Source organism: Herbinix hemicellulosilytica (assembly GCF_002904165.1).
GTDB classification, from domain to species: Bacteria; Bacillota; Clostridia; order Lachnospirales; family Lachnospiraceae; genus Mobilitalea; species Mobilitalea hemicellulosilytica.
In genome coordinates this window covers 379,662-406,615 of sequence record NZ_CVTD020000015.1, presented here as the reverse complement: position 1 = coordinate 406,615, position 26,954 = coordinate 379,662, and the positions used below count along the sequence as shown (strand labels likewise).

Here is a 26,954-nt window from a genome sequence, read left to right as displayed (position 1 = left end):
GCCCCAACATTAATGAGGATCGGAATTAATCTTGAAAAAGCATTATTAGAAAAGCACGAATATAATAAAACCCGGCCTTACAGACATGGCGGGAAGGTAATGTAGAAAGGGGATAGAAGATGGAAAGATTAACAGACAGATTCGATAATGGCGATGTTGGAGTTGTCCGCATTTTTGACAAAGATGATTTAATATATGTACCTGATTACATAGATGATGCTATAGTTAGCGCAAGTATACAGGAGGCTATAGACAAACTTGCTGAATATGAGGACACCGGATTGACACCGGAAGAAATTATAGAACACGAAGAAATGTTCAAATCTTATCGCCATGTTTGTGGCGGGATGTCGCCAGAAGAAGTGGCATCCCTAAAAGAACAACGAGATTTTTGGCGAAACGAGGCTCGGAAATGGGCATCGATGTTGGGAGAAATAAAGATGGCTGAGGCGCAAGGGTTAATAACAAGATACCAATGTAAAATTGGAGATATGGTTTATGAGGTAAACAAAAATACAAACACTATTTCCGGCTATATAATAACTGGAATAAATACATACGAATACGGGCATAAAAATGTTTTCTACAAATGGGAGTTGATAGAAGGGATTTCTACCGGGAAGGAAGGATTTTATGCAAAGGAATTGGGAAAAACGGTATTCCTTACAAAAGAAGAAGCTGAAGCTATGAAAGGCAGTGGAAATTATGTGGGCGACAACAACTGATCTGTCAAAACTAACGCTGAACGATATGCGGCGAGAGGTCATGCAAAAAGTTAAATTCGGAGATGAAATAACAGTTGATATACCTTTTGAGGATGGAACGAGGAAAGTAAGAATAGTTGCCTTTTATGAAAATCATATATTATGCCGCAACGAATTTGGTTATATGACATCAATACTTTATTACGATTTATGGACAAGACTGCATCCAAAGCATACCAATGTGAAAATCCCGGACCGTTTTAGAGGGGTGATAACTTGACAGAGAATGAGAAAAAGAAAGAATACTTTAACAACTATAAAAAACTATGCAATAAACTAAAATCATTGGAAGATCAGTTACAGTCTTTACGGGAAACGGAAGAATCAGCTAAGATACCTTCTATATCGGACATGCCTAAGGCACATAAGCAGACAGATTTATCAGACATTATGGTGAAAATTGAAGCTGTATATACAAAAATAGTTAGACTAAGGGCAGAATGCATTAAACGAAAGTTAGAGATAGAAGATAGAATAGCTGATATGCAAGATGGCGTTGAAGCAGATATTCTACGAAAACGGTACTTAGAGTTCAAGCCATGGGAGCAGATATGCATTGAAATAGGATACAGCTGGATGCAGACACATAGGCTACATAGTAAGGCTTTGAGTAATTTTAACTTAAACAAAAAGTTATGAAAGCAAACAGTCTTAAATAAAAAAATAAACTGAAAATATAACATGATATATTATGATACACAAGGATATGCTAAAGTATAACAAGGAAGGTTATAAAATGGTTGACTTTCTGTCGGCCAGTCAGTGTCTTAACTGATTGGCCGTTTTATGTTTTGTTAACTATTGGCTGAACTAATAGATTTCATTTTGAAGATAAATAATATGTCATGTAAATTTTAAATAGATTATCATTGCAGTATAATTTTGGTTTATGTATAATTATGATAAGTAAAATATATCATGAATATACATAAGAGGCGTTTTATGGTAACTATAAATTTTCCTCAGGTAATTAAAACATGTAATGAAGGCTATGGTTATACATTACTAGCAGAATGTATAAAACCATTACTAGAAGCACCACCAGGGGAAATTGTTTTTTTAGATTTTTCAAATTTATTTTGGTTAGATGCAAATTTATTACCAATTATTGGTGCGTGTTTCGAACATAGAAAGTCAGATCTTATCATAAAGTTTCGAGAAAAGCAAATTAGGGATTCTATTAAAAGAATATGGGGTAAAAACGGGTTTGGAAAATATTTTGGAATAGATTATGTAGATGACGAGTATAATAGTGTAATAGCTTATAAAGTTTTTAAAGGTACTGATGGGAAAAAATTTGGTAAATATATTGATGAAGTACTATTAACTAAGAGTGGTTTAGCAGATATGTCAGATGTATTAAAAAAAAAGATAAGCACTAATATACAGGAAATATTCGGTAATGCACCAATGCATGGACAGTGTGATAAAGTAATATCTTGCGGACAAATATATTTTTCTACCAATCAATTAATTTTTACTATTGTTAATTTGGGAAAAACAATAAAAAGAAACGTAATTGATTTTTTTTCCACGTATTTAAAGAAAGAACCGCCTAAACATGGTATTGAATGGGCTGTTATAGAAGATCATTCAACTAAACCATTAATAAATGGTAAATGTGGAGGAAAAGGTTTAGCATTTCTTAATGAGTTTATTACTAAAAATAAAGGAGAAATTCATATTTGTTCTGGTAATGAATATTGGCAGACAGGAAAGAAAGGAGAACGAGCCAGTAATATTTATTCATATTTCCCTGGTACTATAGTTACTATAGTTATTAATTTAGATGATCAATATCCATATGCTACGACTGATGAAAATGAAGACGATGATATTTTTAATATTTTTTGAAGGGAGAGTGGATATGGTTTATATAATGGTATTTAATATTACAGGTGAAAGAGCTGTACTAGACTCTGATGGGGATATTATTTTTGATAAAATAGTTAAAGCTTTTGAAAAAAATGAAGATGTTACATTAGACTTTAAAGGTGTAAATACTATTTTGTCTATATTTATGAATTCTGCAATAGGTCATCTATATAGTAAATATACAAGTGATTATTTAAGCAAACATTTAATTATTAAAAACATGTCCAAAGAGGATTTACTAACACTTAAGAGAGTTAATGAGAGAGCAAAGCAGTTTTATTCACAGCAAAGCGATATGTCTGAATTTTTAAGGGAGGACGTGTTTAATGAGCAAAAGAATAATTAATGCAGCTAACTATACTCCTACAAGCAATGATAGATTATTCTTTGATTGCAATGTTATGATGTATATTTTTTATACAGCAGGTTCATATTCAAATAATGATATAAGAATATATACTAATATTTTTAATAATGCTATAAGGAACAAAGCTTCTATATTTATACCATCAATATTTATATCTGAGTTTGTTAATTCATACATACAAGCAGAATATAAAAGATATATAAGAATTAATCAGCTGGATAAGGAGACATTTAAATTTAAATATGATTATCGACAAACAGATGATTATAAAGATACAATACAAGATGTATCAAACATAATTAATAATCAACTATTAATTATTGGACATAAACTTGACGATATTTTTTCAGAAATTGATATATCTAATATTTTTAATAATGAGCAAACATTTGATTTTAATGATCGGTATTATATCGAATTAGCAAAGAAGAATAATTTAAAAATAATTACAAATGATTCAGATTTTTACATAGACGAAAATGTCGATATAATAACATATAACAGAAAGTTATTATACAAAAAGTAAAGTTAATATGCTTAAAAGAAAAGTAAAGTATCATTAGAGATGTTTTATCACAATAAAAAGGTAACCCAAGTTGTCTAATCTCTATATAATTTATCAAGTATTATACCGAAAGAACACGATTTCTTTATAAAGTGTTGAAGATTTACTTTATAAAATCATTGTATAGCAATGCGTCATATATTTAGGGATATAGGCACCCAAAAGGGTGCTTTTATTATATTTTAAAACGGTGATGCTATGACACAGGAGAAATGTGGTAAATGGATCCGGCGGCTTATAGATGAAGGCAGATTACATGAATTTTATGTATCTAAGGAATGGCGCAAACTAAGGAAAAAGATATTAAAGAAGTATAAGAAAGATGGATGTTTAGACTGTAAGATAAAAGGATATTATACCAAAGCAACTCATGTACACCATGTACAGTATGTAAAAAATCATCCGGAATTAGCATTGAGCGAGACTTACATATATCAGGGAAAGGAGTATCAAAACCTTATTCCTTTGTGTCACAATTGTCATGAGGCTAGGCATGACCACAGACAGAAAGAAAAGAAGGAGCCGTTGACACCAGAGAGGTGGTAATCATGTATGCAATTATAAATAAAAAGACAAATATGTATGTAAGCGGAACAGATTACAGTCAATGCAATCCAAAAGATAATACATATAAACAAATAACATCAACTGAAAGAGCATTAACATACTACACAAAAGCACAAGCAGAATTAGATATGCTTCGCAGGCGCATGTCTGATGAGTATGAAGTAGTAAGAGTTAAGTTGATTACTGTTGGGAAGGAAAGGTAACCTTTGGTAATACCCCCGGTCGAAAAAATTAAAGTTTTAAACCAAAGCCCGTTACTCGGCCATGGGGTAGACAAAACAGAAATTTTGAAATTCTCACATGAGGGGAGGGGTGGTAAATGGCAAAAAGAATTAAAAAATCGGAAATAAAGCAAGATTTACTTGATCAGTTGGAGCGCAACGGTACAGTTGGCCAGTATTATATTGATTTGGTTAATGACTATATGGAACTTTGGGATACCAAAAAGAAATTGATAGCCGACATTAAGGACCGGGGCGTTACCGTTAAATGGCAGAACGGCGCAAATCAATGGGGTCATAAAAAGAATGACAGCGTTGATATGCTGGTAAAAGTAAATCAGCAAATGATAAAGCTTTTGGCCGCCCTAGGTCTGAAGCCATCTCAGGATGGTGATCCGGATGACGGCGACGATGAAATGTAGACAAAAAGATTACCACCCTTATATTGACCAATATATAGATTATTGCCGGTCCGGTAAAAACATAGTCGGTAAAGATATATTGTTGGCCTGTGACTATATCGAATACAAGCTCAATAACCCGGATGTGTTTATAGATGCCGAGAAAATTGATAAAGCTGTGGAATTAATAGAGAGATACTTTGAGGTATCTCTTTTTGATTGGGAATTATTTGTTTTGGCTTTAATCCATTGTTATTACAAGTCAGATGATACAGTTGTTTTCTCTACATTCTTTATTATGATGGGCAGGGGAAACGGTAAAAATGGCTTTATTTCCCCTATAGCATGGTATTTAACAACACATTATCACGGCGTAACAGGGTATAACATAGATATAGTTGCAAATGCAGAGGATCAGGCAAAGACAAGCTTTGAAGATATATATGATGTGCTTGAAAGAACATGGGCAAAATCAAAAAAGTTTTTCTATAAAAGCAAGGAACTCATAAAAAACCTAAAAACAAAGTCCTATATCAAATTCAACACATCCAATGCAAAGACAAAGGATAGTAAGCGTACAGGTTGCCTGATATTTGATGAAGTACATCAGTATGAAAGTTATGACCAAATTAAAGTATTTACATCAAGCTTTGGAAAACGCAAACATTCCAGAGCTTTTTATATAACAACAAACGGAAATGTCCGAGAGGGCGTTTTAGATGATATGATTGCTATTGCCGAAGATATTCTAAACGGCACGATAAAAGAATTGCGATGGTTGCCTCTTTTATACCGAGTAGACGATGAAAAAGAAGTATTAAATCCAGAAATGTGGCATAAGGCAAATCCGTCTTTAAAGTATTTACCGACCCTTAAAGCAGAGATGGAGCAGGAATTTATCGAAATGAAATACAAGCCTGCAATAGAGGAAGAATTTTATACCAAACGTATGAACTGGCCTAAAGGTAATCGTGAACTGCAAGTGACAGAATGGGATAACATAGCTGCCACAAATAAACCCTTACCGGATTTAACAGGTTGGAGTTGTACAGTCGGTATTGACTATGCCTCCTTGAGAGACTGGGCTGCAGTTAACCTCCATTTTCGCAAAGGCGACCTGAGATATGATTTTGGCCGGTATTGGGTATGCACACAGAACCCTGAATTATTCCGGGTAAAAGCACCATGGCAAACATGGGAACAATGTGTACCGGTTGATGATGTAGAAATAAGTCCAGAGTTGTTGACAGAATATATCACTGAGATGGCTCAAAAATATAACATAAAGAAAATAGCTATAGATAATTACCGGTATGCACTCATGAAAGATGCACTTGAAAAGATCGGTTTTGATCCAAAAGAAAGAAAAAATCTATATTTGGTTAAACCAACTGACATAATGAGAATACAGCCGGTAATAGAGAGTTGCTTTAATAAACAGCTTTTTATATGGGGAGATAATCCCGCATTAAGATGGGCGATTAATAATACTAAAAGGGTACGTGCAGGCAAAAAAACAGGTACAGATACTGGCAATTTTTATTATGCAAAAATCGAGGCAAAGAGCCGGAAAACCGACCCTTTTATGGCACTTGTGGCAAGCATGGTTATAGAAGATGAACTCGACACCGGACAAAGTACATTCTATGATTTGCCGGTGATTTTGGCATAGAAAGAAGGTGAAGTATGAATGTTTTAGAAAGGCTTAAATGGATACTCAGCGGCAAGTCGGTACCCGCAAATATAAATATAGACAATGATGATATTGCAGCAACTGTTTTTGATATTTATATTCGCGAGCTGGCATTTTGGAGTACAGTAAACATAATTGCCAATACTGTAAGCAAATGCGAGTTTAAGACGTTTTTGAACGGCAAAGAAGTGAGGCAAAGAGAATACTACCTTTGGAATATTGAGCCCAACAAAAACCAAAACTCCAGCGCATTTTTACATAAACTGATTGCTAAGCTTTACCGTAATAACGAATGCCTTGTGATAGAACAGAACGGGCAGCTTGTGGTAGCGGACAGTTTTGACCGTAAACCATATGCTTTATATGAAGATGTTTTCACACAAGTGCAGGTCGGGGATTTTACCTTTGATAAAACTTTTACACAGTCTGACGTCCTCTATTATCAGTTGAATGATAAGAATATAAGAGAACTGATAAACGGACTATATAATCAGTATGCGAAATTAATTTCTTACACCATGACAGCATATAGAAGGAGCCGAGGAATAAAAGGAATATTCAAGTATGATACTATGCCACAACCCGAAACAAGGGAAAGGCAAGTATTTGATGATCTTATCAATAAAAAAATCAAGGCTTGGCTTGAAGGTGATAATGCAGCCTTACCTTTAGGACAGGGGCAAGATTGGAAAGAACTGCAGCAAAAGACGTACCAAAGCGAAACCACAAGAGATATCCGTGCACAGATAGATGATATATTTGATTTTACATCCCGTGTGTTTGGGGTACCACCGGCATTACTCCGTGGAGATGTGCAAGATACATCAAAGGCCGTGGACCAGCTATTAACTTTCTGCATTGATCCGTTATGTGACATGTTGCAGGAGGAAATAAACCGTAAACGCAACGGATATGAGGGATTTATAAGAGGTACTTACTTAAAGATAGACACAACTTCTATTAAGCATATTGATTTGTTTGATAATGCAACTGCCATAGATAAGCTTATAGGCAGTGGTGCTTATTGTATTAATGATATTCGCAGAGCTGCAGGCCATGAAATAATTGATGAACCATGGGCATGGCAGCACTGGATAACAAAGAACTATGAAACAATACAAAATGCATTAACAGTATTAGAAGGGGGTGAAGGATACAATGAATAAATATTATGCATTACTGACCAATGGCAATGAAGCCGATGTTTATATCTTCGGTGATATAACTTCCTGGGAATGGTATGACAACGATGTATCATCCTATACCTTGTCAAAAGAACTTCAGGAACTTAGCCCAGATATTGAAACAATCAATGTTCATATCAATTCTTATGGTGGCGAGGTTGCAGAAGGCCTTGCGATTTACAACCTGCTGAAAAACCACAAAGCCAAAGTAAGGACCATTGTAGACGGATTTGCTTGTAGTATAGCATCCGTTATTTTTATGGCCGGCGATGAACGCATCATGAATAATGCGTCTATGCTGTTCATTCATAATGCTTGGACAACGGTTTCGGGTAATGCCAATGAATTGCGGAAAGAAGCCGATGACCTTGAAAAGATTACGCAGGCAGCTGTTAACGCATATATGGCACATGTCAATATCACAGAGGATAGGCTCAAAGAACTTTTGGATAATGAGAGTTGGCTATTGCCGGATGAAGCATTAGAGATGGGTTTTGCAACGTCGATTATTAGTGAAAACATAACTAATAAAGCGGCTGCCAGCGCCAGAAAGGCGCTTTTTGATTTGTTCAAAAATAAGAACAAACCGGCAAAAATTATTTCATTTAATTCCGATCTTACAGTTACAAATTTAGAAGAAATAAAAGATATAGTTAAACAGGCTCTTGAAGAAATTAATGCAAGTGCTAAGGAGCCCGATAAAGCACCAAAGCCGGAACAAAAACCGGTAGAAAATAAAACCAAAAAATTATTTGAATCATTATTTTAGAAAGGAAGGATATTTATGATTAATCTTGATACTTTACAGGCAAAAAAGGCTGATTTAGCCAACAGGATCCAGGAAGCAATTAAGAAAGATGACAAAGAGGCCTTTGCTAAATCTTTTGAGGAATATACCGATATGCTCCAGGAAGCTGTTATGGCAGAGGCAAAAGGACTTGTCAGTGCAGTTGATAATGTTATTCTTGCCGGCCGTGGCGTAAGAGTACTGACATCCGAAGAAAAACAGTACTATGCAAAAGTTATTGATGCAATGAGGTCCAGCAATCCCAAGCAGGCATTAACTGAACTTGATGATACGTTGCCCAAGACCGTTATTAATGCTGTATTCGAGGATATTACCGAAAATCATCCTCTGCTTAATGCAATTAATTTTGAAAATGCCGAGGCTTTGACAGAGTACCTGTATTCCAGCATGGATGGCAGATTTAAGGCTGTATGGGGTAAAATAACCGGCGAAATTGTACAGCAGTTATCAGCATCATTCCATAAGGTAACCTTCGGGCAAAATAAACTTTCTGCATATATTCCGGTTGCAAAAGCTATGCTTGACTTAGGCCCTGAATGGCTTGACCGTTATGTAAGGGCGATCCTTTATGAAGCAGTTGCAAACGGCCTTGAAGATGGAATTATAAATGGTCGTGGCGTTGTTGAAGGAGCATCTATCTATGAGCCGATTGGAATGAAAAAAGACCTTACAAATTACAGCACGGAAACTGGTTATGCAGATAAAACAGCAATTGCCGTATCGGATTTCGGACCTGAAAGCTACGGTAACTTACTGGCACAGTTGGCAATTGGTCCTAATGGGCTTAATAGAGCAATTTCAAATGTGCTGTTAGTAGTTAATCCAGTTGACTATCTGAAAAAAGTAATGCCGGCGACTACATATAAGACACCGCAGGGTGGATATGTAAACGACATTTTCCCGTTCCCGACAACAGTTGCACAGTCGGCATATGTTGAACAGGGCAAGGCAATCTTGGGTATTGGTGAGAGATATTTTGCTGTACTGGGTACTGGCAGAGATGGCCGAATTGAGTACGATGACAGCTATCGTTTCCTTGAAGACGAAAGAGTATATCTGATTAAACTGTACGGCTACGGCAAGCCAAAGGACAACAACAGCTTCCTGTATCTTGACATTTCAAATCTTAAAAAATATGTCCCTACCATCAAAACTGAAGTTCCGGAAGCTTAAGGTGATGCAGCATGAAGGTTAATGTAATAAAGCCTTTCCGGGATAAACATACAAAAGTCGTATACCAGAAAGGACAGGAAATCGAAGTAACCAATGAGCGGTATGAGGAAATTAACTCTACCGCTCATGGTGTTTTGGTAAAGCCTGTTGAAGTCAAGGCAAAACCAAAGGGTAAGAAATAGGTGATATCATGACAAACCTACCAGAAGGACTGCTTAAGTCCGTTAAGAACTATTTGAATATAACATGGGATGATGAGGCCGGAGATGAAAAACTCTCCGGCATTATTGCCCGTGGAATGAAATATATTGACCGCATTGCAGGGAAAGAACTGGATTATACAGTTGAGGACAAGCCAAGGGAGTTGCTATTTGAGTACTGCAGATATGTTCGTTCAAATGCACTTGAGCAATTTCAGACAAATTTTCAGCACGAATTATTGTCACTCCAAATGAGCGAGGAGGTAAAGAGGTATGAAAAAGCCAAAAACACAGACATATAACGATGGCGTCTTAGCAGTTTATAAAGTTGGCAATATAGCCGCACCTGGAAATAGACCAAAGGATGGTTTGCTACTGAAATTTGAATCTATACCGTACGAGGAAAGAACAGTTGGAGTGACAAGGTTTGTTGCTAATATGCAAGTACAAAATACCATCGAAAAGCTGTTAAGAATCCCATATGTTAACGGTGTATCTCGTGATGATGTTGTAGTCCCAATTGATGGCGAGCAATATCGGATAAAACAGGCGCAAGTTATAAAAGACGTTGAACCTAAATGCCTGGATTTATCCTTAGAAAGGGTGGCGAGCAAATATGAGTTTGGATGAGATTAAAAACCTCTTATTAACCGTTACCATTAATGTTTACCATCAATGGGCAGAAACTGATGCAGACGAATATATCGTATGGGCCGAGGACGGCGAGAGCGGTGCGGTACATGCGGACAATCGAAAGGAGATCCAAATTCTTGATGTGACAGTTGATGTATTTACCAAACATGAGTATCCGGATATTATTACAAGACTACAGAACGCTTTTAATGAAGCAAAATTGCCTTTTGAACTCTTATCAATTCAATATGAAACGGACACCGGATATACACATTATGAATACTTAGTACAAGCGGTGGTTTAATGGCTAAATTGCAATTAAGCGGGTTCGAAGAACTGGAAATGAAGTTGTCTAAACTTGCAGATCCGGAAATTTCAAAAGAAGTAGTAATGGCTGGAGCTCAACCGGTTGCTGATGAAATAAGAAAAAGCCTTGAAAGTCTTCCTGAGGATAAGTTCCGGAGGTTAAAAAAAGGTGAAGTATTTGTCGGAGTGCCTAAACAACAAAAGCAAGATTTATTAGATAGTTTAGGCATTGCACCACCTGATATTGACTACCAGGGAAACACCAATACTAAAGTAGGATTTGATGGATATGGAAGCATACCGACAAAGAAATATCCTAAAGGAATTCCTAATCCTCTTTTGGCAAGAGCCATTGAGAGCGGTTCATCGGTTAGAAAAAAGACGCCATTTATGCGCAAGGCTGCAAACAAGGCAAGAAAAACAGCCGAAGAGGAAATGCAAAAGAAATATGATGAAAAAGTAGAGAACATAATGAAAGGATGATGAAATTGGAAGCGGTAATCTTTAAGTGCAGAAGTAAGACGGAATATGATGACGGAATGGCTGATATAAATATGGAAGTTGTTCAGGGAGAAGAAAACAGCAAAGTTTTCAAACATACCCCGAACGGCTTTTTTAATTTGTCCGGGATTAAACCCGAATGTACTTCCCAGTTTAAACCGGGGAAGAATTATAAAATCACTATTTCAGAAATGGAGGGATAAAGGATGGCATATATTGGACTGGCATACCCGACGATAGCAAAATTGGATCCGGCAACAAACACCTATTCGAATGGCTTTAGAATGGGTAAAGCTGTAAGCGTTAATATAACAACAAACTATAATGAGGCCAATTTGACAGGCGACAATGTGATTGCTGAAACAGTTAAGGAGTTCAGAAACGGTACTATTGATCTTGGAATTACAACTATTCCAATTGAAGCATACAATACGGTATTTGGCCATACAGTAACTCCCGGAGAAGATGGAACTTTGATAATTGACAAAACCGACGATGTCCCTAACTATGTAGGAGTTGGTTTATTAAAAGAGGAAATGATAGACGGTGAAAAATCTTACATAGCCATGTGGATTTATAAAGTTCTCTTTACAGAAAGCGGCGAGAGTGCCACAACAAAAGGCGAGACAGTATCTTTCCAGACACCGACCATTACAGGAACTATAATGGCCCTTGACAATAAGCAATGGAGAGAAAGAAAGATATTTAAAAAAGAAGAGGACGCAATCAAATACCTTAATGAAAAGGCTAACATTCCACCGGAAGCTTAATATATGGAGGGCATGCTGTTAAGGGCTTGCCCTCTCTTTTTTAGAAAGCAGGGTGAAGCATGAGGTACTTAAAACCAAAACCGACACCAATAACTGTAAACGGGAAAGTATATAACATTTTGTATACGTTAGATGTTATTGATAGACTACAGACAGATACTCAGATGCCTATAACAGAGATTCTCGAATGGACGCAAAATGAAAGAACGAGGGAAATATCCATCAAGTTGCTGTTGAAATACTTAATCGGCATTGATGTTGATGTTATAGATAATCCGGATTATATATCTGCAATGCTTATTATAGCTTTTGCAGAACAAGCAAAACTAAAAGAAATTAAAGGTTACAATCCGCCTCCAAGTACGAAGGCGGATTTTGTTGATATCGAGAGATTTATTTACATAGGAACGGTTGTACTGGGATACCGAGAAAGTGAAGTATGGCAAATGACAATAGGCAAAATCGGAACATTACATAGGGAACACCTGAAATATATAGGTGCCATTAAAGAGGAAGAAGAGGTATCTCTGCTCAGTATATAAAGGGGTGAGGGTATGAGTACAATAGGAACCAAAATTGTATTGGAAGGCGAAAAAGAGTATAGGCAAGCGATAAACCAAGTTAATAACAGCATAAATGTTTTAAAAAGTGAATTAAAAGCTGTTTCAGCAGAATTTGAGGGTAATGCAAATTCAATAGACGCGCTTAGGGCTAAGCACGAAATATTAGTCAAGGAGCAGGCTGAGCAAGAGAAAAAAATTAAATTAATTAAAGCAGCTTTGGAAGAAGCAGCAAAGCAATATGGCGAAAATTCCAAGCAGGTACAAGACTGGCAAATAAAATTAAATAATGCAAGTGCTTATTTAATAAAGCTTAACAGAGAAATTGAAGATAACGAAAAGTACATGAAAGAAGCCGAGGAGGCTACAGATAAAACAGCAAAATCTATAGACGAGTATGGTAGACGGATAAATGATGCAGCTCAAAAGACGAGTTTATTTGGAGATATATTAAAAGCGAATCTTTTATCTAATGCAATATCCGATGGCATTCGTAAGATGGCTAATTTATTGGGAGACTCAATCGAAAAAAGCATTGAGTTAGCCTCTGACTTGGAAGAAGTTCAAAACGTAGTAGATGTCACTTTTGGCCAAAAGGCGAGTGTTATAGATAAATGGGCAGAAAGCATGGGAGAAGCTCATGGTGTATCTGTGCTTTTAAGCAAGCAGTTTGTCGGTACTATGGGAGCCATGCTTAAGTCCATGCAGTTAACAGATAAAGAAGTTATAGAGATGTCAAAAAATCTAGTTCAATTAGCAGGAGATATGGCATCTTTTTATAATTTAGATGTAGAAGAAGCATTTGCAAAAATACGAAGTGGAATTAGTGGCGAAACAGAGCCGCTTAAGCAATTGGGAATTAATCTGAATGTTGCAAACCTCGAGGCATACGCATTGGCAAATGGCATAAAGAAAGCCTACAGTGAAATGACACAAGCCGAGCAAGCAACATTAAGATATAACTACCTAATGCAAGTTACGGCAGATGCACAGGGTGATTTTGCTAGAAATATTGGTAGTTTAGCTAATCAGCAGAGAATACAAGCTTTACAACAAGAAGAAATTCTGATGAAGTTAGGAAATGCAATTATTCCGGCAGTTACTAAAGCTACGTCAAAACTGAACGAAGCCATGGACGGAATGGGAGACCAGATGGCGGAAGTAGCGGAGGTTCTATCAGAAGGTGTTGTTGATGCGTTTGTTTGGTTGATAGATAACTCTGATAAAGTTATAGCCGGCCTCAAAGGGATAGGAGCTGCAATTCTCGTTAAAAAAGCTGCTGATGGGGTTTTATATGTAGTAGAAGCGTATAAAACTCTAAAAACAGCTACAGAAGCAGCCACAGTGGCACAGACGGCATTTAATAATGCGAGCAAAGCAAATATATATATTGCTATAGCAAGTGCAATATTAGGTGCTGCAACTGCAATAGATTCGTATATTAGAAGCATGAGAAAAGCCACTGATGAAATAACAGAAATGGACGAAGAAACACGAAGATTGATTGATAGCAGCGAGCGTTTAAAAAAAGAAATCGAAAATAGGGCAAATGCGTGGGAAGAAGAACGAAGAAGCATAGAGGCAAATTACGGCGCTGCCAAAGAACTGTCTTACAGACTGTATGAATTAGCAGATAAAGAACAAAAAACCAATGCTGAAAAACAAGAAATGGTTTCATTAGTGGAACAATTAAATAAATTAATACCCGATCTTAATATTGTAATTGATGAGCAAACATGGGTGTTATCTAAGCAAAAAAATGAGGTAGAAGCTCTTATAAGCAAGTACAAAGAATATGCATTAACAAAAACCGCTGAGGACAAATACACCGATTTATTAAGATCCAGAATTGACGCTGAAATTCAATTAAATAATTTAATTAAAGAAAGAGAGCAACTGGAGCAGGAGTTAGATTATGAGAATTTAAGAGAAAAATATAGCAGATATGTGGAATTAAGAAGTAGAGCATATATTTCTCTTAGCAAAGAAGAAAAACAATTTCTTAAGGAAAATGCAAATTTAAGAGATGAATTTGTAAAAGCAAGCGATAGATTAGCTCCATATATAAATCAAATAAAGGAGCTTGAAAAAGAACTCAGTAAACTATCTGACGCAACTAAGAGTGTTGAGGAGTTCATATCTGAGTCGTTTAAATCCAGTTCTACATATTTAGATGAATTTTCGACTAAGTACAAAAAGTACCTTGATGAGCAAACACAGGCAGAAATTGGAACGCTAGAGGACAGAAAGAAAAAATTAAACAAAATATATGAAGCCGCCTCAAATGACCTTGAAAAACAGTTAAGATCTGAAGAGAGAGCTTTTACAAAATCATGGGAAAGAAGAATTAATGATGTACAAGAAGCACAGGAAAAAGAACTTAAGGCGTTAGAAAAAGCTCATAAAGAAAAACTTAAGCTCATTGACAAAGAGTATACCGAGAGAATTAAACTAGTCGATGAAGACAGGTACAGAGAATTAAAGAGGATACAAGAGCAAATAGATGCCATAGACGCGCAACAAGAAGCAGAGGACAGGGCATTAAAGGAAAGAGAAAACGCCGAAAAAAAAGCCGAAATACAGGCCCGAATAGAAACAGCAAAAACATCGGAAGAAAGATTAGAAGCTATAAGAGAGTTACAAAGATTTGAAGAACAGCTAGCTCGTGAAAGACTCAAGGAGGAACGCAAGCTTCAAAAGTCTATCCTGGAAGAGCAAAAAGAGACTATTAACAAAAGTTACGATAAAAAAATTGAGTCTATTAAAGAAGAGCAAAGAGCCGAACAAGAAAAGCTTAATGAACAATACGAAGCAGAAAAGGAAGCAATAAGAAGGCGTTATCAGTTAAGAATAGAAGCTTTAAAAGAAGAGCAAGAACTTGAACGGGATACCTTAAGAGAGAAACAAGCTGAATATCGCACGTACTTAAAGGAGCAAAAAGATCTTGCTCTACAAAATGCAGAAGAAATATACCAAGAAGATTTGGCTAAATTTAAAATGTATCAAGCCTTGAAATATAAAGAAGCTACATCAAGTGAAGAACAGATGAAAAAAGCTATCCAGGAATATGCATATAAATATCTTCCTCCGGGACAGACACGAGATACATTATTAAGATCTAATGACTTAAGCGAGATGCTTAAATATTACAATCCCACTGCTATGCTCAAGTCATCCGTTGCACAAACGACTGTTTCGATAGACTATAACATGATAGAAATTGCTATGACCAATGCTCTTAAAAAACTTAATCTTACAGTGCAGTTGGACAAACGAGCAATTGGCCAGATTGTAGACACACGAATCTACCAAAACATAAAAGGGAGGTAGACTATGAGTTATTTTATCTTTAAAGGAATATCAAGCGAAAACTTTACGAATTTAATAGTTGAAAGTCTACCTCCCATTGTTAAACCACCTATGAGGTATGAGCTAATAGAGGTAGACGGAAGCGATAAAACAAAGGTTAATGTCTTGGGATACAAAGCTTATGAAAAATCCATATCGCTTGGATTTAGAGACGGGAATATTTATGATGTTATGGAATGGCTTAATGGAAGCGGGAAATTAATCTTAAGTAATGAACCTGATAAATATTATGAAGCGTTTGTGGTAAGTCAGATTGACTATGAATCAGCCTTGAGGTTTAGAAAAGCCAATGTAACATTTTTGGTGCAGCCATATAAATATGCCGTGGATGAGGAAGAAACAGAGGCGAGAACTTTAATTAATCAGGGTAATATCGAGAGCTTACCGCTCATGACTATATTTGGGAACGGTGCCGTGGGTGTATATATTAACGGAAATAAGCAGTGCGATATAATAATTGACGGATATGTGACGTTAGATAGTGAGGAACAAGAAGCATACAAAGATAATTTAAACAACAGGAGAAACAGGGTTATGACAGGTAATTTCCCGGTTTTACAGCCAGGCGAAAATATTTTAAGCTTTACCGGAAATGTTACAAACGTCAAAACTCTTGTAAGGAGTAGATGGCTATGATAAGAGTTTTTAAGGCTAATGACACTAATTATTTTACAAATGGCGAAATGGTATTAAAGCCTATCACAGCTATCATATACAAAAATGCTGAAGAAGAATATATCGAAATTGAGTGTCCGCTGAAATATGCGGACTTTTTAGTGCAAGACAATGTTATAGTTGCGGACACTCTGGCCGGCAAGAAGGCGTATCGAATACACAACCCGGCAAAAGGCAATCCGATTACAATAAAGGCCTGGCTTATTTGGCAAGAGAAACCGTCAACACCTGCAGATAGAGGCGTGGTTATATCGTACGGGAAAAATCTGCAAAATTGCGAAGTTGATGAAGATTGGGATGATGTTGTTACAAAATTAATCCCTGTCGGGTATAAAGACATAATGCTACCTGAAGGTTATATATCGGTTCCTAATCCTTATCCGAGACTTTACGAAAAGACTCTAGAATTTGACTTATCGGAGGAATTAGAAAATGAGGTAGAGGAACTCGAAGAGATCATTAAAGACCTTGAGGGAATGGTTGCAGGTTATGAAAGTAGTGTTATAACACTGCAAGCCAAATATAACGCTTTTGATACGGCAATTAATAGTTTGGAAACAGAAAAAGCAGAGCTTAATCGTAGACTAAATGAACTTGGCGATTCAGAGGCCGAGAAAAAAGAAAAGGCAATTATAGAAGCTCAAATTCCATTAATCGAGGATGAAATAGCCAAATTAATTGGAGATAAAGAAAATACACTGGAAACATTAAATACGACAAAAAGTAATTTAGATGCCACAAAAGCAGAATTGCAATCAAAAAAAGCCTATTATGACAATCTGATTATTACTGATTTACGAAACCAAGCGACTCAATACCTTATTGCAAATCAATATCCCAAGATTAATTATAATTTGGAAGCGCATCTTGAAGGCGTTCTGGAAATCGGCGATGTTATAAAGGTAAAACATCCGGCCATGAGAGTAGATCTCCTAACGCAAGTAACAGCATATGAACTTGATTGCTTAACAATGCGGTACAGGAGAGTAGAATTTGGAACATTAAAACCTACTCTTAAAGGAACGCTGACAGAACTTGAAGAAAAGATAGAAGACAATAAGGAAATCATAAAAAAGACCGCAAATAAAATATCAAAGTATTATTCCGAGTTCAAAAGAGATAACGAAGAACTTATAAGTAAATTTATAGAAGAAATATACGGGGCGCAAGACGGTATTTTTGGGTTGATACAAAGAAATCAATCTGTTATAAGACAAACCGCATCAGAAATAAGTGCAACCGTATCAAGAATGAATTCTGATCTAAGCGAGGATATAGCCTCGCTTGTAATTCGTGCAGATCAGATACAATCGACAGTACAACATAATTTTACGACACTTGATGGTAGAATAACTCAGAATGAGTCTAAAATAACTCAAACAGCAACAGAGATCCGGAGCGAAGTTAACGCAAGATTTACAAATTACTCAACTACTCAGCAAATGAATTCCGTTATAAGCCAGACAGCATCACAAATCCGGAGTGAAGTGTCTACGGCAATAAACGGTGTAACACAAAATATATCTGTAGTTGAGCAGACAGCAAATAAAATAAATTGGCTTGTAAAAAGCGGCACATCATCATCAAATTTTACACTGACAGATAGGACAATAAGCCTGATATCACAAAGCCTAAATATAAATGCATATGTGACGTTTACAAATCTGGCAACAGCTGGCCAAACAACTATAAACGGAGGAAACATAACTACCGGAACAATAGATGCCAGTAAAGTATCTGTTACTAATCTCAATGCAAGTAATATTAAATCAGGTATTATTAATGCCGGATTGGTCACAATAATAAACTTAAACGCAAACAACATAACATCGGGTTATTTAAGCGCCGATCGTATAAGCGGAGGTATACTTGATGCGAGCAAAATAACTGTAAAAAACCTTAGTGCTGACAGCATAACATCCGGGGGCTTAGACGTGAATTATATAAGAATGGGAGATAGGGCATGCTTTGGACAGGGAAGCTATTCAAACGCTATAAGTATCGGTGGCAAAACATATCGTTGGGTTGAAATAGTAGAGATAGGAGCATCATCTTTCTGGGTAAGTTCGAACGCTATTCGTATTGGAAATAGTGTATATAACGTTATAGGATTTTTCGGAGCATCAGGCACGTCTAAAGTATCAGTAAGTACTTTGAGCACAAGCGCTACACTAAGCAATGCGATTTCAAAGATAAATGAATTAATCAATGTTCTGAAAGGTTATGGACTTATATAGGAGGTATATTATGAAGGCAGTATATGATATGGAACAAATAAAAAAAATAACAGAACATCTTGATGGATTAGTTGTAACTGGAACATTAAATTTTAAAAGGTTAGCTATTATTACAAGCGAATTAGAAAATCCGGTTGAAATAATAGAAGATAAGGAAGGCGATGTAAATGGAAATAACCAAGAAGATAATCCTAAACACGAACAACGACAAACCAAATAATAGAATAATTATAAAACAGGGATGCATAGACACTATAAGATTGATAGTTACTATAAACGATAAAGGCGGAGTTTTAGAATTGCCGGCAGGGACGACGGCAAAAATAAGGATGTTAAAACCTGATAAAAAGCAGATTTTAAATGATTGCGAAGTTGTCGGAAATAATGTGCATGTGGTAATCACACAGCAAATGCAAGCGGCAGCAGGGGAAGGAAAATGTGAGATTATTTTATTTTACTCAGGAAAAACATTTACAACTGTAACTTTCCCAATTACAATTGAGCCGAACGTCCACGACGATAGTCAAATTGAAAGCACTTCTGAATATAACGCCCTGCTTAATGCGTTAGTCCGAATCGAAGATGCTATGCCCAAGGCAGAAGAGGCATATAGAATTGCTCAGGAGGCAGAGGAAGTATTACGGGATATAACAGAAATAGAGGAGGCTATAAGTTTATTTGAGCTATACAATCCAGACAAAGAATATGTACCAGGCAATAAAGTTGCTTATGGGGGTAGTACATATGTAAACATTTCGCCTGGACAAGGCTATCCGCCAACAGACTCAAACCATTGGCTACTTATCGCCTCAAAAGGGGACAAAGGAGATAAAGGAGACAGAGGAGAGAAAGGCGATAAGGGCGATCCATTTACATATGAGGATTTTACTCCAGAGCAATTGGAGGCTTTAAAAGGCGAAAAAGGCGATAAGGGAGATAAAGGTGATAAGGGAGACAAGGGCGACAAGGGCGATCCAGGAGAGAAAGGCGATAAGGGAGACAAAGGGGATCCGGGATTTTCGCCAACAATCACAGTCAATACACATACCGCAACAGAATATAAGCTTGATATAACAACTATTGAGGGTACATTTACGACTCCAAATCTCAAAGGCGCAGATGGCATTGGCGCAGGCGATATGCTGAAATCGGTATATGACACACAAAATAAAGGTGAAGATATTTTCAAATATGCTGATACTAAATTTGATAATTTAAAAAACAACAATGTAGACGTACAATCAGGCACTGAAATAACATCTATAAAGTCGGATGACAGTGTTGCAATCTACAAAATCGAGGGTGCTACAAAAGTAACTGTTACTGACAGCACAAAGGACATAAGCCCTGACAATCCGGCTGTGATAGAACACAGCAGAAATTTTGACTTAGTGTCCGAAAATGCTGATGGTTCAGAAAAAAGTAATATTTTTATACCAATTGAGCTTGGCAAGTTGCCTAACGGCATAGCAGATATAGCGGAACATGACGGCAATAACAAAGTTAAAGTAACTCAGAGGCTGATAACAGCTACCATCAACGGAGATGGACTTACCATTTATATAGACAATACCGGAAACGATACCATAGTGTTTAGACTTATACCACAAATAGCAGCAAAACCGGTTATGAATTATAATGACCGCGAAACAGCTATTTACTGCGACAAATTTAAACCGAGGGCAACTACATATACCGGAGACCAAGAGGGGGTTATGATTAATCAAGAAGGATATATATTTATAAGAATCAAAAGATCACGGTTAAGCGAATTAACGATAGCTGGTTTCGAAGCATGGCTTGCGGTAAATCCTGTAAAAATTATATACGAGCGATTAAATCCAGCAGAATTTACAATCGATATGCCTCCTCTTAAAACTTATGCCGGAACTACGAATATATCAACAACCGCATCAGTTAAACCAATGATAACTGCGTATTTTAAAACGCAATTGTGGTACGAAGTAAATAACAAAATCGACAAATCAAATATTGCAAATAACCTAATAACTACTGAGGCCGGTCTTGTATTGGATGCTCGACAAGGCAAGGTTTTAGACGATAAAATTAATACGATAAATAATAAGTTGGCTTGGGAAGAGTGGAAAACCGCTACTTTACAAAATGGCTGGACTGGCACTATAAAATATACTAAAAACGGTTTAAACGAAGTAAAATTAGTTTTAGCTGCACTTAATCCAGGCACCGTTACAGGTTTAACAATAATAACTACTTTGCCAGTCGGATATCGCCCCGAAAGAAATGTACTAATTCAACTAGCAGACAGTAACGGGAGAACGAACGGAGCTATAATGTACCTAAACCAAAATGGTAATTTGTATTTAGCTAATGATTCAAGTTTTACAACAGCAGTTTACTACAGCGCTCAAGTACAGTTCTATGCAAGTTAAATAACTATTTAGCCTACAAAAAATATGAGAAAATTTGACATTTCTCCTTGCAAACAGAACGTATGTTTGGTATAATATGGATACAAAAAGGATAGGCTCGTGCCAGCCAAAGCAGAGAGCCTATCCTAAAAGTATCATATATGTACGAGGATATTATACCACATCCTCGTACATGTTGCAAGGAGGATGTGTATTTTTATGGAAAAATTCAAAAGAGAAGCACTTACTATTTTATCAAACTATTTAACAGATGACGATTTGAAAAGAGTGGACGAAGTATTGACTGTATTATTGACCAGGTATGAAATAACAGAAAAGACAACAGATATAGTTGTTTATAAAAATGAGATTCCGGATGAAATTAAATCATTTTTGGTAAGCAAAAGCATTAAAGGACTTACTAAATCTAGCTTATTACACTACAAAAGAACCTTGATTAATTTTGCGAATAATATATCTAAAGATGTAAAAGAAATTACAGCAAACGATATTAGGCTTTATTTGCTCAAATATGAACATGCGCATACTATAGGGAAATCGGCACTGGATGATATAAGAAGAGTACTTAATAGTTTTTATAAGTGGATGGTTCGGGAAGATATTATATTAAAAAACCCGGTAGAAAAAGTTGACCCGATTAAATGCGATAAAAAAGTTCGTCAGCCGTTAACTATGTTGGAGTTAGAGCAAATGAGAAATGCAGCTGAAACATTAAGAGAAAAAGCCTTGTTTGAAACTCTATATAGTACAGGTTGCAGAGTATCAGAAATAATTAATCTTAATAAAACAGATATTGATTTTAATACAGGCAGAGTTAAAGTTTATGGAAAAGGTAAAAAAGAGAGGTTTTGTTTTTTAAATGCCAGGTCGCAGTTGGCATTAAGAAAATATTTGTTTTCCAGGAAGGATAATTCAGAAGCTTTATTCGTTGCTGACAAACAACCATATAATCGGCTTGGTAAAGGGTCAATTGAAAAAGATATTAAAAATATTGCAATTAGGGCTGGAATCAATAGGCCGGTATTCCCGCATTTGATAAGGCATACTACAGCTACGCATATGTTGCACAATGGGGCAAGTCTTGCGGAAGTACAAGCAATTTTAGGACACGAAAGTCCTGCAACAACACAAATATATGCAAAGTTAGACCTACAAAATTTACAAACAATTCATCAAAAATGCATCATATGAAGCTCAGGCACTCGAAAGAGTGCCTTTTATAATATCAAAAAGAAAGGATGATTATATGGAAAAAATAAAATTTAATGAACATGAATACCTAATCTCTGATATCCACGAAGCAAACAGTAACTTAAGATTTACCGTTGCCGGCATTACGGATTTTGCAGATTTTAGGAGCACTTTAACAGAAGACGGTTTAAAAACTATAGAAGTTTGCACAGAGGGCGGAGCTCTATGTACCATATTTGAAGGGTACACAATTATAACAGGCCGGTTCGAAATATTCGAAAATGAAGGGGCCATGAATGTAACCGTTTATCTTGAAAAGCCGGATCCTGTTTTAGCAGAAATAGCTGCGCTGAGAGCCGAAATTGAACAACTTAAAGCAGTAAAACAGGGGGAGTAATATATGGACAGTGCAATAATTGTTGCATTAATAACTGGAGGAATGAGCCTTGCCGGTACATTGGCAGGCTCATATTTTTCACATAAAAAGAGCACAGCATTAATTACATACAGGCTTGAGCAATTAGAAAAAAAAGTAGAAGTTCACAACAGGGTTATTGAACGCACATATGAGCTTGAGAAAAGATGCGATGTATACGACGAAAAATTTAAGGTGGCAAATAATAGGATAAAAGATTTAGAAGAAAGGATGGATGTAAAATGAGTAAAAAGTGGTTGAAGGCAGCAGGAGTAAGAGCTTTAAAAACTATGGCGCAAACAGCAGGAGCGACAATAGGAACATCAATGGTACTGAGCGAAGTTGATTGGGTGGCTGTTGCATCGGCATCAATACTTGCGGGAATTTTGTCTTTGCTCACATCCTTAGCAGGATTGCCGGAAGTTAAGGAGGTATAAGAAATGGCAATAAAAATCGGACATGCCTCTATCGACGAAAACGGCAAAATTGCAGGCGGAAAAGTCGGGGACCAGACCGGCAAAGAAATATGTATCCGGGAATGGTATAGCAAACCATGGAACGTATACTTAGAATGCACAGATAAGACTTTAGCAAACAAGGCAGCAGAATGGATGGAAAGGATTTGCCAGAACGACAATTTTGGGTATGATCAGAACGAACGATGGACCGGATATAATTCTATTAAAAAGAATGGTTTTGAAAAAGCCTGCGGAGAGTTTGATTGTTCATCATTGGTAATTACTTGTTACATACTTGCAGACCTTGATATGTCACCAGACGGCTATACAGGGAACTTAAGAAGCAAACTTCTACGAACAGGAAAATTTGTAGAGTATACTGACTCATCCCATTTGTTATCGGATAAATTAGCTAAACGGGGTGGCATTTATCTTAAAGAAGGATCCCATGTCGTTATGGCGTTGGAGGACGGGGATACCTATTATATTCCGGGAAAAGCAATCACTCCGGATTCGCCAAAACGGGATATAAAATGGGCCCAGGAAAAATTAAATACTGTTTTAATAAAGATATACGGTTCGATAAAAGATATTATCCCTTTGGCTGTAGATGGCGACTACGGTCCAAAAACCAGAATTGCAACTTTGATGTATTGGAACGCCTTGGGCTGGAATAAAGATATGGCCGATGATGGGAAAAAGATAGGAACGGCCACAAGACAGGCTCTGGCAGCTGGCCGAACTAAATAGCATCAAAGAGGCGGGTACTTGGTTTTGCCAGACCCGCCTTATTTTTTGAGTTTTTATTTTGTGAAATCATAGTCGTCAATATTTGGAATCCATTTAAAATCACTTATTTTAGATGTTTTATATGCGTACACATCACCCGAGTCGTCATAGTTACACCATGATAAAAAACGAATGCTATTATATCCTACTTTCAAAGTTGGATATTCATACCACGATTGGCAATATCCGCCCATAGCTTTTTTGCCTGGGAAAAAGGCTATAAAATCATTATATATACTCTTCTGTATATCCTTTAATTTGTTTATGGTTTTATCTTTGTCGGAAGAACTATATGACGATGAATATTCTATATCATATGGCGATAAACCTTCCCATTCTGTTGTAATGTAGAAATCGTATGCAAATACTTCAGATTTATTTTCAGATACTCGATGCTTAAATTGAATTTTACCCATAGGAGTATTAATTGAAGAGTAGGTGCTGTTTAAATAATCTTCAAAATCCGCCGATGTTGTGATAGATGATTTAGATGTATCTTTATTACTATCAACTACAGTAACCACACATGTATATTTTTTGCTATCTACAGTAGCGGTAATTGTAGCTTGTCCTTCAGATACTGCAGTTACTAAGCCGTTTTTATCAACAGTGGCAACAGATTTATTGTTTGATTTCCATGTTGCTTTGCTTTTGGTTCCTGTGATTTTAAGTTTCAATGTTGCATCAACTTCTAGGGTTGCTTTCTTTTTGCTTATTTTAACTGCAGCTTCAGCAGGACGAGGAGTTGTTATAACTAAAGCCAGTATAAACGCTATAAATAGAGATATTATCTTTTTCATAATAACCTCCTTTGTTATATTTCTGCTATTCCATTATATCCCATATCTAACATATTTGTAAATAAAAATACCCCATACGCCAATTTATTAAACGCATGGGGTTTCTGAGAGATTGTTTTTAAATTATTATAATAAGCAATATAAAATTTTACAAAATGTTTATTATATTAATAAGTATTTAAATAGGAAGAAAAACATTAATAAACATGTATGTAAATTATAAACACGGATGAATCCTTGCTCGTGCGGATATTATCCTGACCGGAACAAATGTAATTGTTCCATTCCTATGGTAAAACGCTATTTGGGCAAAATATCAAAACCTATGTTGGACAGGTTTGATATTTGCATAGAAGCAATGAATATTGATTTTAAGGAACTGCAGACAAAGAGTAAGGAAGAAAGTTCGGCAAAAATAAGGGAGCGGATTAATAAAGCTCATCAGATACAGGCAGAAAGATATAAAGACTGTAATATACGCTACAATTCCCAACTGACTCCAAAAACCATAAAGAAGTTCTGCAAACTAGAATCGAAAGAACAGACTCTGTTAGAAAAAGCTTTTATTAAGATGAATCTGTCTGCAAGAGCATACCACAGAATATTAAAGGTGGCCCGTACCATTGCCGACCTGGATAACAGCGAAAAGATTACCGTCAAACATCTTAGCGAGGCAATCTGCTACAGGAGCCTGGACGATAAATACTGGTAGGACCGGAATGAATAATATATGCGATCCTTTCGGCGGCATAAGAAGGTTTTAATAAATTATTTTTTGCATAACAAGGAATATCAAAAATCAATTCGAATATGAAAATGGATTAAAAGAAATAAAGATATTTAATAGTCAATAAGAAAGAGTACATAATAAAGTACAGACTATACGGAGGAAATGAAATTGAAGGATGAGCAGGATATTTATACATATTGGTTATGCACATATACGAATTTAAACTATAAAAAACTGTCTGCTGTTATCGAATATTTTAAGTGTCCAAAAGATTTTTTCTTCGCATCCGAAAAAGCCCTGAAGGATGTAAAAGAATATTGCCGCAGCAAAGGCATCACTATTACCGACCGGGAAACGGCTGCGATAATTACTTCCCGAAAACCGGATAATCTAAAGAAAAATCTGAGCTTTTTAAAAGAACGGAGGATAGGATATATTACTGTCTTTGATGAAGCATATCCCGACAAATTGAGGCATATTTATGATCCGCCGGTTATATTGTATTTTAAAGGCAACCCTCTGCCATTTGGCAAAAAATCATTAGCCGTTGTAGGGGCAAGAAACTGTTCTTCATACGGAAAAGAAATTGCAAGATATCTGGCAGGCTCAATAGCAAAAGAAGGTATTGTCATAATTTCCGGCCTGGCAAGGGGGATAGATTCTTATGCTCATGCGGGAGCCGTTTCGGCAGGAGGAAGTACATATGCGGTTTTAGGTTGCGGAATTGATATATGTTATCCTGCCGAGAACATTAACCTCTATATGGACATACAAAAACAAGGAGGTATCATATCGGAATACGGTCCCGGCATAAAGCCTTTGCCCTATCATTTTCCCATGCGAAACCGTATTATAAGTGCTTTAAGTGACGGAATTCTGGTTATCGAGGCCGGTGAAAAAAGCGGCTCTCTGATTACGGTTGATATGGGGCTTGACCAGGGAAAAAATATTTATGCCGTACCAGGAAGAATAACAGATAAACTGAGTTTAGGATGCAATAACTTAATTAAAATGGGAGCCAAAGTGGTTACTTCACCGTCGGATGTTTTGGAGGACTTAATAGCCTGCTATTCTGCCGACGAATCCGGGCAATTAAATATAAAAGAAGCCCTTGTTGAAGAAGAACGGATTATTTATCAACTTCTTAGCCTTACCCCCAGGCATATCGAGGAGATTTCACAAATGTCACAAATGCCGATAGATAAATTAATGGAAATTATGCTTTCTATGGAACTTAAAGATATGGTTGCCCAGCCTTTAAAAAATTATTATGTAAGAAAGCAGGTATGAA

The 26,954-nt window shown here is 36.4% G+C and carries 34 protein-coding genes; 33 read left to right on the top strand and 1 reads right to left on the bottom strand.

Features of this window, described 5'->3' with window-relative positions:
- Positions 1-119 precede the first annotated feature (119 nt).
- The 31 genes from HHT355_RS06980 to HHT355_RS13805 all read left to right on the top strand — a co-directional run bounded on the left by HHT355_RS06980 (position 120) and on the right by HHT355_RS13805 (position 24,094).
- Positions 120-725 carry a hypothetical protein gene (locus HHT355_RS06980; RefSeq protein WP_103202701.1) on the top strand — a complete coding sequence of 202 codons (606 nt, stop codon included), beginning with the start codon at positions 120-122 and terminating at the stop codon, positions 723-725.
- 40 nt (positions 726-765) lie between these two features.
- Positions 766-984: a hypothetical protein gene (locus HHT355_RS06975; RefSeq protein ID WP_103202700.1), complete on the top strand. Its 219-nt coding sequence runs from the start codon at positions 766-768 to the stop codon at positions 982-984.
- Positions 981-1,403 carry a DUF1492 domain-containing protein gene (locus HHT355_RS06970; protein ID WP_103202699.1) on the top strand — a complete coding sequence of 141 codons (423 nt, stop codon included), beginning with the start codon at positions 981-983 and terminating at the stop codon, positions 1,401-1,403. Before HHT355_RS06975 ends, HHT355_RS06970 begins: the two co-directional genes overlap by 4 nt.
- Positions 1,404-1,706: 303 nt before the next feature.
- The gene (locus HHT355_RS06965; RefSeq protein WP_103202698.1) at positions 1,707-2,618 is read left to right on the top strand and encodes a hypothetical protein; all 912 of its coding nucleotides are present in this window, start codon (positions 1,707-1,709) and stop codon (positions 2,616-2,618) included.
- A gap of 13 nt (positions 2,619-2,631) precedes the next feature.
- The gene (locus HHT355_RS06960) at positions 2,632-2,985 is read left to right on the top strand and encodes an STAS-like domain-containing protein (RefSeq protein WP_158245912.1); all 354 of its coding nucleotides are present in this window, start codon (positions 2,632-2,634) and stop codon (positions 2,983-2,985) included.
- Positions 2,966-3,532, top strand: coding sequence for a PIN domain-containing protein (locus HHT355_RS06955; protein ID WP_103202696.1), 567 nt, complete (start codon positions 2,966-2,968; stop codon positions 3,530-3,532). Before HHT355_RS06960 ends, HHT355_RS06955 begins: the two co-directional genes overlap by 20 nt.
- Before the next feature lie 237 nt (positions 3,533-3,769).
- A complete protein-coding gene (locus HHT355_RS06950; protein ID WP_103202695.1) occupies positions 3,770-4,117 on the top strand; it encodes an HNH endonuclease in 348 nt (115 codons plus the stop codon).
- A gap of 2 nt (positions 4,118-4,119) precedes the next feature.
- Positions 4,120-4,341: a hypothetical protein gene (locus HHT355_RS06945; protein ID WP_103202694.1), complete on the top strand. Its 222-nt coding sequence runs from the start codon at positions 4,120-4,122 to the stop codon at positions 4,339-4,341.
- A gap of 116 nt (positions 4,342-4,457) precedes the next feature.
- Positions 4,458-4,781 (top strand): P27 family phage terminase small subunit, encoded by a 324-nt coding sequence (locus HHT355_RS06940; protein WP_103202693.1) that lies wholly within the window; start codon positions 4,458-4,460, stop codon positions 4,779-4,781.
- A complete protein-coding gene (locus HHT355_RS06935) occupies positions 4,771-6,432 on the top strand; it encodes a terminase large subunit domain-containing protein (protein WP_103202692.1) in 1,662 nt (553 codons plus the stop codon). The genes HHT355_RS06940 and HHT355_RS06935 overlap by 11 nt, the downstream gene beginning before the upstream one ends.
- A gap of 14 nt (positions 6,433-6,446) precedes the next feature.
- Positions 6,447-7,619: a phage portal protein gene (locus HHT355_RS06930; protein WP_103202691.1), complete on the top strand. Its 1,173-nt coding sequence runs from the start codon at positions 6,447-6,449 to the stop codon at positions 7,617-7,619.
- Complete coding sequence (locus HHT355_RS06925; RefSeq protein WP_146039175.1) at positions 7,600-8,406, top strand: head maturation protease, ClpP-related; 807 nt, start codon at positions 7,600-7,602, stop codon at positions 8,404-8,406. The genes HHT355_RS06930 and HHT355_RS06925 overlap by 20 nt, the downstream gene beginning before the upstream one ends.
- Positions 8,407-8,421: 15 nt before the next feature.
- Positions 8,422-9,618: a phage major capsid protein gene (locus tag HHT355_RS06920; RefSeq protein ID WP_103202689.1), complete on the top strand. Its 1,197-nt coding sequence runs from the start codon at positions 8,422-8,424 to the stop codon at positions 9,616-9,618.
- A gap of 11 nt (positions 9,619-9,629) precedes the next feature.
- Positions 9,630-9,800, top strand: coding sequence for a hypothetical protein (locus tag HHT355_RS13730; protein ID WP_170124928.1), 171 nt, complete (start codon positions 9,630-9,632; stop codon positions 9,798-9,800).
- An 8-nt stretch (positions 9,801-9,808) separates the two neighbouring features.
- Positions 9,809-10,120, top strand: a complete 312-nt coding sequence (locus HHT355_RS06915; protein WP_103202688.1) for a hypothetical protein — start codon at positions 9,809-9,811, stop codon at positions 10,118-10,120.
- The gene (locus tag HHT355_RS06910) at positions 10,092-10,448 is read left to right on the top strand and encodes a hypothetical protein (RefSeq protein ID WP_103202687.1); all 357 of its coding nucleotides are present in this window, start codon (positions 10,092-10,094) and stop codon (positions 10,446-10,448) included. Before HHT355_RS06915 ends, HHT355_RS06910 begins: the two co-directional genes overlap by 29 nt.
- Positions 10,435-10,755 (top strand): hypothetical protein, encoded by a 321-nt coding sequence (locus HHT355_RS06905; protein WP_103202686.1) that lies wholly within the window; start codon positions 10,435-10,437, stop codon positions 10,753-10,755. The genes HHT355_RS06910 and HHT355_RS06905 overlap by 14 nt, the downstream gene beginning before the upstream one ends.
- Positions 10,755-11,240, top strand: coding sequence for a hypothetical protein (locus HHT355_RS06900; protein WP_103202685.1), 486 nt, complete (start codon positions 10,755-10,757; stop codon positions 11,238-11,240). The genes HHT355_RS06905 and HHT355_RS06900 overlap by 1 nt, the downstream gene beginning before the upstream one ends.
- 5 nt (positions 11,241-11,245) lie before the next feature.
- Positions 11,246-11,461 carry a hypothetical protein gene (locus HHT355_RS06895; protein ID WP_146039174.1) on the top strand — a complete coding sequence of 72 codons (216 nt, stop codon included), beginning with the start codon at positions 11,246-11,248 and terminating at the stop codon, positions 11,459-11,461.
- 3 nt (positions 11,462-11,464) lie between these two features.
- Positions 11,465-12,028 carry a major tail protein gene (locus HHT355_RS06890; RefSeq protein ID WP_103202683.1) on the top strand — a complete coding sequence of 188 codons (564 nt, stop codon included), beginning with the start codon at positions 11,465-11,467 and terminating at the stop codon, positions 12,026-12,028.
- A gap of 59 nt (positions 12,029-12,087) precedes the next feature.
- Positions 12,088-12,570 carry a hypothetical protein gene (locus HHT355_RS06885; RefSeq protein WP_103202682.1) on the top strand — a complete coding sequence of 161 codons (483 nt, stop codon included), beginning with the start codon at positions 12,088-12,090 and terminating at the stop codon, positions 12,568-12,570.
- A 12-nt stretch (positions 12,571-12,582) separates the two neighbouring features.
- Positions 12,583-15,918: a hypothetical protein gene (locus HHT355_RS06880; RefSeq protein ID WP_103202681.1), complete on the top strand. Its 3,336-nt coding sequence runs from the start codon at positions 12,583-12,585 to the stop codon at positions 15,916-15,918.
- A gap of 3 nt (positions 15,919-15,921) precedes the next feature.
- Complete coding sequence (locus HHT355_RS06875) at positions 15,922-16,593, top strand: distal tail protein Dit (protein ID WP_103202680.1); 672 nt, start codon at positions 15,922-15,924, stop codon at positions 16,591-16,593.
- On the top strand, positions 16,590-18,869 hold the full coding sequence (locus tag HHT355_RS06870; protein ID WP_103202679.1) for a phage tail protein: 2,280 nt from the start codon (positions 16,590-16,592) through the stop codon (positions 18,867-18,869). The genes HHT355_RS06875 and HHT355_RS06870 overlap by 4 nt, the downstream gene beginning before the upstream one ends.
- Before the next feature lie 10 nt (positions 18,870-18,879).
- The gene (locus HHT355_RS06865) at positions 18,880-19,089 is read left to right on the top strand and encodes a hypothetical protein (RefSeq protein ID WP_103202678.1); all 210 of its coding nucleotides are present in this window, start codon (positions 18,880-18,882) and stop codon (positions 19,087-19,089) included.
- Positions 19,037-21,280, top strand: coding sequence for a BppU family phage baseplate upper protein (locus HHT355_RS13725; RefSeq protein ID WP_199179169.1), 2,244 nt, complete (start codon positions 19,037-19,039; stop codon positions 21,278-21,280). Before HHT355_RS06865 ends, HHT355_RS13725 begins: the two co-directional genes overlap by 53 nt.
- Positions 21,281-21,478: 198 nt before the next feature.
- Entirely contained in the window at positions 21,479-22,471 is a 993-nt protein-coding gene (gene xerA / locus HHT355_RS06855; RefSeq protein ID WP_158245911.1) for a site-specific tyrosine recombinase/integron integrase, read from the top strand.
- Positions 22,472-22,526: 55 nt separating this feature from the next.
- Entirely contained in the window at positions 22,527-22,868 is a 342-nt protein-coding gene (locus tag HHT355_RS06850) for a hypothetical protein (RefSeq protein ID WP_103202676.1), read from the top strand.
- A gap of 3 nt (positions 22,869-22,871) precedes the next feature.
- The gene (locus tag HHT355_RS06845) at positions 22,872-23,132 is read left to right on the top strand and encodes a hypothetical protein (RefSeq protein WP_103202675.1); all 261 of its coding nucleotides are present in this window, start codon (positions 22,872-22,874) and stop codon (positions 23,130-23,132) included.
- Positions 23,129-23,323, top strand: a complete 195-nt coding sequence (locus HHT355_RS06840; protein WP_103202674.1) for a holin — start codon at positions 23,129-23,131, stop codon at positions 23,321-23,323. Before HHT355_RS06845 ends, HHT355_RS06840 begins: the two co-directional genes overlap by 4 nt.
- 3 nt (positions 23,324-23,326) lie before the next feature.
- Entirely contained in the window at positions 23,327-24,094 is a 768-nt protein-coding gene (locus HHT355_RS13805; RefSeq protein ID WP_242967583.1) for an endolysin-like domain-containing protein, read from the top strand.
- Between the two features lie 53 nt (positions 24,095-24,147).
- Here HHT355_RS13805 and HHT355_RS06830 read toward each other — a convergent pair whose 3' ends face one another.
- Positions 24,148-24,933 (bottom strand): Ig-like domain-containing protein, encoded by a 786-nt coding sequence (locus HHT355_RS06830; protein WP_103202673.1) that lies wholly within the window; start codon positions 24,931-24,933, stop codon positions 24,148-24,150.
- A gap of 229 nt (positions 24,934-25,162) precedes the next feature.
- Here HHT355_RS06830 and HHT355_RS06825 point away from each other — a divergent pair, with 229 nt between their 5' ends.
- Both HHT355_RS06825 and dprA read left to right on the top strand, forming a co-directional pair.
- Positions 25,163-25,645 carry a magnesium chelatase subunit ChlI family protein gene (locus tag HHT355_RS06825; RefSeq protein WP_103202672.1) on the top strand — a complete coding sequence of 161 codons (483 nt, stop codon included), beginning with the start codon at positions 25,163-25,165 and terminating at the stop codon, positions 25,643-25,645.
- Between the two features lie 186 nt (positions 25,646-25,831).
- The gene (gene dprA / locus HHT355_RS06820; RefSeq protein WP_158245910.1) at positions 25,832-26,953 is read left to right on the top strand and encodes a DNA-processing protein DprA; all 1,122 of its coding nucleotides are present in this window, start codon (positions 25,832-25,834) and stop codon (positions 26,951-26,953) included.
- The last annotated feature ends 1 nt before the right edge of the window (position 26,954 follow it).

What these genes read in the sequence shown, in the direction of transcription:
- HHT355_RS06980 (WP_103202701.1), top strand. Translation starts at nt 120, where the DNA reads ATGGAAAGATTAACAGACAGATTCGATAATGGCGATGTTGGAGTTGTC.
- HHT355_RS06975 (WP_103202700.1), top strand. Translation starts at nt 766, where the DNA reads ATGCAAAAAGTTAAATTCGGAGATGAAATAACAGTTGATATACCTTTT.
- HHT355_RS06965 (WP_103202698.1), top strand. Translation starts at nt 1,707, where the DNA reads ATGGTAACTATAAATTTTCCTCAGGTAATTAAAACATGTAATGAAGGC.
- HHT355_RS06960 (WP_158245912.1), top strand. Translation starts at nt 2,632, where the DNA reads ATGGTTTATATAATGGTATTTAATATTACAGGTGAAAGAGCTGTACTA.
- HHT355_RS06955 (WP_103202696.1), top strand. Translation starts at nt 2,966, where the DNA reads ATGAGCAAAAGAATAATTAATGCAGCTAACTATACTCCTACAAGCAAT.
- HHT355_RS06950 (WP_103202695.1), top strand. Translation starts at nt 3,770, where the DNA reads ATGACACAGGAGAAATGTGGTAAATGGATCCGGCGGCTTATAGATGAA.
- HHT355_RS06945 (WP_103202694.1), top strand. Translation starts at nt 4,120, where the DNA reads ATGTATGCAATTATAAATAAAAAGACAAATATGTATGTAAGCGGAACA.
- HHT355_RS06940 (WP_103202693.1), top strand. Translation starts at nt 4,458, where the DNA reads ATGGCAAAAAGAATTAAAAAATCGGAAATAAAGCAAGATTTACTTGAT.
- HHT355_RS06935 (WP_103202692.1), top strand. Translation starts at nt 4,771, where the DNA reads ATGAAATGTAGACAAAAAGATTACCACCCTTATATTGACCAATATATA.
- HHT355_RS06930 (WP_103202691.1), top strand. Translation starts at nt 6,447, where the DNA reads ATGAATGTTTTAGAAAGGCTTAAATGGATACTCAGCGGCAAGTCGGTA.
- HHT355_RS06920 (WP_103202689.1), top strand. Translation starts at nt 8,422, where the DNA reads ATGATTAATCTTGATACTTTACAGGCAAAAAAGGCTGATTTAGCCAAC.
- HHT355_RS13730 (WP_170124928.1), top strand. Translation starts at nt 9,630, where the DNA reads ATGAAGGTTAATGTAATAAAGCCTTTCCGGGATAAACATACAAAAGTC.
- HHT355_RS06915 (WP_103202688.1), top strand. Translation starts at nt 9,809, where the DNA reads ATGACAAACCTACCAGAAGGACTGCTTAAGTCCGTTAAGAACTATTTG.
- HHT355_RS06910 (WP_103202687.1), top strand. Translation starts at nt 10,092, where the DNA reads ATGAAAAAGCCAAAAACACAGACATATAACGATGGCGTCTTAGCAGTT.
- HHT355_RS06905 (WP_103202686.1), top strand. Translation starts at nt 10,435, where the DNA reads ATGAGTTTGGATGAGATTAAAAACCTCTTATTAACCGTTACCATTAAT.
- HHT355_RS06900 (WP_103202685.1), top strand. Translation starts at nt 10,755, where the DNA reads ATGGCTAAATTGCAATTAAGCGGGTTCGAAGAACTGGAAATGAAGTTG.
- HHT355_RS06890 (WP_103202683.1), top strand. Translation starts at nt 11,465, where the DNA reads ATGGCATATATTGGACTGGCATACCCGACGATAGCAAAATTGGATCCG.
- HHT355_RS06885 (WP_103202682.1), top strand. Translation starts at nt 12,088, where the DNA reads ATGAGGTACTTAAAACCAAAACCGACACCAATAACTGTAAACGGGAAA.
- HHT355_RS06880 (WP_103202681.1), top strand. Translation starts at nt 12,583, where the DNA reads ATGAGTACAATAGGAACCAAAATTGTATTGGAAGGCGAAAAAGAGTAT.
- HHT355_RS06875 (WP_103202680.1), top strand. Translation starts at nt 15,922, where the DNA reads ATGAGTTATTTTATCTTTAAAGGAATATCAAGCGAAAACTTTACGAAT.
- HHT355_RS06870 (WP_103202679.1), top strand. Translation starts at nt 16,590, where the DNA reads ATGATAAGAGTTTTTAAGGCTAATGACACTAATTATTTTACAAATGGC.
- HHT355_RS06865 (WP_103202678.1), top strand. Translation starts at nt 18,880, where the DNA reads ATGAAGGCAGTATATGATATGGAACAAATAAAAAAAATAACAGAACAT.
- HHT355_RS13725 (WP_199179169.1), top strand. Translation starts at nt 19,037, where the DNA reads ATGGAAATAACCAAGAAGATAATCCTAAACACGAACAACGACAAACCA.
- xerA (WP_158245911.1), top strand. Translation starts at nt 21,479, where the DNA reads ATGGAAAAATTCAAAAGAGAAGCACTTACTATTTTATCAAACTATTTA.
- HHT355_RS06850 (WP_103202676.1), top strand. Translation starts at nt 22,527, where the DNA reads ATGGAAAAAATAAAATTTAATGAACATGAATACCTAATCTCTGATATC.
- HHT355_RS06845 (WP_103202675.1), top strand. Translation starts at nt 22,872, where the DNA reads ATGGACAGTGCAATAATTGTTGCATTAATAACTGGAGGAATGAGCCTT.
- HHT355_RS06840 (WP_103202674.1), top strand. Translation starts at nt 23,129, where the DNA reads ATGAGTAAAAAGTGGTTGAAGGCAGCAGGAGTAAGAGCTTTAAAAACT.
- HHT355_RS13805 (WP_242967583.1), top strand. Translation starts at nt 23,327, where the DNA reads ATGGCAATAAAAATCGGACATGCCTCTATCGACGAAAACGGCAAAATT.
- HHT355_RS06830 (WP_103202673.1), bottom strand. Translation starts at nt 24,933, where the DNA reads ATGAAAAAGATAATATCTCTATTTATAGCGTTTATACTGGCTTTAGTT.
- HHT355_RS06825 (WP_103202672.1), top strand. Translation starts at nt 25,163, where the DNA reads ATGAATCCTTGCTCGTGCGGATATTATCCTGACCGGAACAAATGTAAT.